This window comes from Terriglobales bacterium, from assembly GCA_035543055.1.
GTDB lineage: Bacteria > Acidobacteriota > Terriglobia > Terriglobales > Acidobacteriaceae > JAIQFD01.
In genome coordinates, this window is record DATKKJ010000236.1 from 1 (window position 1) to 3,275 (window position 3,275).

4 protein-coding genes and 1 tRNA gene are annotated in these 3,275 nt (G+C 60.0%); 2 read left to right on the plus strand and 3 right to left on the minus strand.

All coding sequences use genetic code 11. From position 1 onward, the window contains the following. The first annotated feature begins 33 nt into the window (after nt 1–33). Nucleotides 34–399 carry a four helix bundle protein gene (locus tag VMS96_15110; GenBank protein ID HVP44757.1) on the plus strand — a complete coding sequence of 122 codons (366 nt, stop codon included), beginning with the start codon at nt 34–36 and terminating at the stop codon, nt 397–399. A gap of 27 nt (nt 400–426) precedes the next feature. On the opposite strand, the gene dut is transcribed toward VMS96_15110, so the two are convergent. Genes dut through purM form a run of 3 tightly spaced genes read right to left on the minus strand, consistent with a single transcriptional unit; the run spans nt 427 to nt 2,409 of the window. Next, nucleotides 427–861: a dUTP diphosphatase gene (dut, locus tag VMS96_15115; GenBank protein HVP44758.1), complete on the minus strand. Its 435-nt coding sequence runs from the start codon at nt 859–861 to the stop codon at nt 427–429. Nucleotides 862–893: 32 nt separating this feature from the next. Continuing rightward, nucleotides 894–1,259 carry a four helix bundle protein gene (locus VMS96_15120; GenBank protein HVP44759.1) on the minus strand — a complete coding sequence of 122 codons (366 nt, stop codon included), beginning with the start codon at nt 1,257–1,259 and terminating at the stop codon, nt 894–896. 46 nt (nt 1,260–1,305) lie between these two features. Then, nucleotides 1,306–2,409, minus strand: coding sequence for a phosphoribosylformylglycinamidine cyclo-ligase (gene purM, locus VMS96_15125; protein HVP44760.1), 1,104 nt, complete (start codon nt 2,407–2,409; stop codon nt 1,306–1,308). Nucleotides 2,410–2,594: 185 nt separating this feature from the next. Between purM and VMS96_15130 the strand changes: the two genes are divergently transcribed. Then, a tRNA-Pro gene (locus tag VMS96_15130) sits at nt 2,595–2,671 on the plus strand. Nucleotides 2,672–3,275: the final 604 nt, after the last annotated feature.

Here is a 3,275-nt window from a genome sequence, read left to right on the forward strand (position 1 = left end):
TCAGATTTCAGATTGCAGATTTAAGATTGCGCCATGACGCCCGATGAACTGAAGCAGCGGACTAGAAGGTTTGCGGTCGGAATCATTCGTCTCTGTCGATCGATCCCTCGGACTTATGAGGCCCGTGTCATTGGTCGTCAGCTGATCCGGTCCGGCTCCTCCGTTGGCGCCAACTACAACTCTGCATGCCGGGCACGATCCCGCCCCGAATTCCTATCGAAGCTTAATATCGTGCTCGAGGAAGCGGACGAGACACTTTATTGGTTGGACTTGCTGATTGACTCCGACCTGATCCCTTCCACAAAGGTGGAGCCACTCAGGAAAGAAGCGAACGAGCTGGTGTCAATCTTCGTCGCATCACTCCGCACCGCCAAAGGCGTTGCACAATCTGAGATCTGAAATCTGCAATCTGAAATCCTCAATCGCCTACGTCCTCCCACTCGACCCAAATCCTCTGGCATTCCTCGCCGACTCCGCGAGCTCCTCGACCACCTGCACTTCGGTCGTGAGCACGGGATAGGGGATGAGGTTGGCGATCTTGTCGCCGGCGTGGATCTCGGCGGGCGTGTCGCCCAGGTTCTCCATCAGCACCTTGATCTCGCCGCGATAGCCGGCGTCGATGACACCCGCGGTCAGCGCCAGCCGCCGCGCCGCCATGGAAGAGCGGTCGCGCAGCAGCGCGCCCATGGGCTCGCCGGTCTCCGACGTCAGCTCGATGGCGATGCCGCTCAGCACCGCGGCATGCCCGCGCGGCGGGATGGTGACCGACTCGGCCGCGTAGAGATCGTACGCCAGGTCCTCGCCGGGATGAGCGATGGTGGGCGCCTTCGCGCCGGGACGAAGAATCTTTGCTTTCAGCATGAACAAAACAAAAGCAAGTCCGATCGCAGAAGTCAGATTGCAGAAGTAGCGGATCGAGCGGTACGCAACGATGCTACAAGAATAGCAACTACTTGGTTCGCTTCATCCAACAGAAGTTCTAACTGCTTAGCGGGGAGCAATTGCGCGTGAACGATCAACTCAAGCCAGCAGACGGTCTCATCCGCTTCCTCCAGAGCGATCCCCATCTTGGCAACGAAACCGGCGTGACTTCTGCCACGCCGGGCCGCGCTGTAGTTGGCTCCAATCGATGTGCCCGACCGCAGCAATTGCCGTTTGATGACTCCGCCTTCCGCAGTTTTCGGCAGCGCCTTGCATAAACGCATGATCCGCAGCGCAAAGTCGCGGGTCCGGTCACGCAGATCGATCTTGTCGGCCATACTTCTGCAATCTTACTTCCTCGATCTTCGTTGCTTTTGCTGTTTCTTAGGCGTAGCTGACTTTGCGCTCGCCCTTGACGATCTTGCCGATGGTGTAGCCCTTCTCGCCCGTGCGCTCCAGCACTGACTGCACCTTCTTGAACTTCTTCGGCGGCACTACCAGGATCATGCCGATGCCCATGTTGAAGGTGCGCATCATCTCTTCGTGCTCGATGTTGCCCAGCTTGCGCAGGTGCTCGAAGACCGGCAGCACAGGCCACGATCCCATGCTGACCACGGCCCCCAGGCCCCGGGGCAGCACCCGCGGCAGGTTCTCGGTGATGCCGCCGCCGGTGATGTGGGCCATGGCCGAGACTGCTTCGGCATCGATCAGCTTCTTCAGCACCGGCCAGTAGCTCTTGTGGCCCTTCATCAGCTCAGCGCCCGCCTTGTTCTTCAGCTCGTTGACATAGGTGTCGGGCGAGTAGCGGGCGAAGCCGAAGAACAGCTTGCGGGCCAGGGAGTAGCCGTTGGTATGCAGGCCGAGCGAGGGCAGGCCGATGAGCACGTCGCCGGCCTCGACCTTCTTGCCGGTGATGATGCGCTCGCGCTCCACGACGCCCACGATGAATCCCGCCAGGTCGTACTCGCCGGGGGGATAGAAGCCGGGCATCTCCGCGGTCTCGCCCCCGATGAGGGCGCAGCCGTTCTGCTTGCAGGCCTCGGCGATGCCCTCGATGACCTTCTCCGCCACCTCGCCGTCGAGCCTGCCGGTGGCGAAGTAGTCCATGAAGAACAAAGGCGCGGCGCCCTGCACGGCGATGTCGTTCACGCAGTGGTTCACCAGGTCGGCGCCCACGGTGTGGTGCAGGTTCATCTCGAAGGCGATCTTCAGCTTGGTGCCCACGCCGTCCACGCTGGAGACCAGCACCGGGTCCTTGTACTTGCCGGTGTCGAGGGAGAACATGCCGCCGAATCCGCCGATGTCGCTGAGCACGCTCTTGGTGAAGGTCTTGTGGGCCAGATACTTGATGCGCTGCTTGGTGCGGTTGGCGCGGTCGATGTCCACGCCTGCATCGGCATAGGTGGCGCCGCCGGGACTCATCACTTCCTGGGCCAAGGTCTCGCTTTCCGTGGGAACATGGGGTGCGAAGAGCGACCATTCTAACATCCCGCGATTGGGCCTGCGTGGCGCGGCCACCTTCTCGGGCGGCGCATAAAGCGGGCTCCCGGACGGTGCCGCGATTTCGCCTTCGAACGGCGGGCGGCTGGCGGGCGTTTGTTATAATCGGTGAGGACGGATTCCCGCAGAAGTCGCGACTTCTGTTTCGTCTCCTGCCGTGTTGTCTTGGTCGTCGGGGAGTGGCTCAGCCTGGTAGAGCACCTGGTTCGGGACCAGGGGGTCGGAGGTTCGAATCCTCTCTCCCCGACCATTCTTGATTTCTCGCCCTCTGGAAGATCAGGTCAAAGGGCTTTCTGTAAGTGGGTGTGAGGTTTACGCCATCGGTCGAGCAGTTCAAAAGCACTTTTCGGAGCAATTCGCCCCGTTCTTCGTGTTTCCTTGTAACGTAAAGAAAATGCGCCTTGTTCGCGAGTTCTAAAATGCGCTGAGCGGACAGGACTCGTTCGGGAGTTGCGGCTGCACTGAGCCTTTCCGACGCTGCTAGCAGCTGAATTTCCTGCTCGCGGAACTCCGCCATCCTGCGCGACCAGAACTGTTCATCGATCTTGCCGTCCAGTTTGTCGTCGTACATCTGGTCCTGGATACGATGCGCCGGGAGTAGGACCGTAATTGTTTTCCCGAGGCAGCCGGGGAGGCAAAAAACGACCGCCAGATAAAGTCATGGGAGGGAACGCGAGTGCAACGAGCAGTTTACATGTCGATTCTGGCCCTTTATGTGGCCGTTTCATGTGGTCTGGGCCTCCGCTTGCGTTCTCAGGTAAATGCACGACTGCCTCGGGAACAGAGTGCGGGACTTGTGCCGATCTGGAACTACTGGCGCATGTTGCAGCTGCATCGGAAATTCTATCCGGATA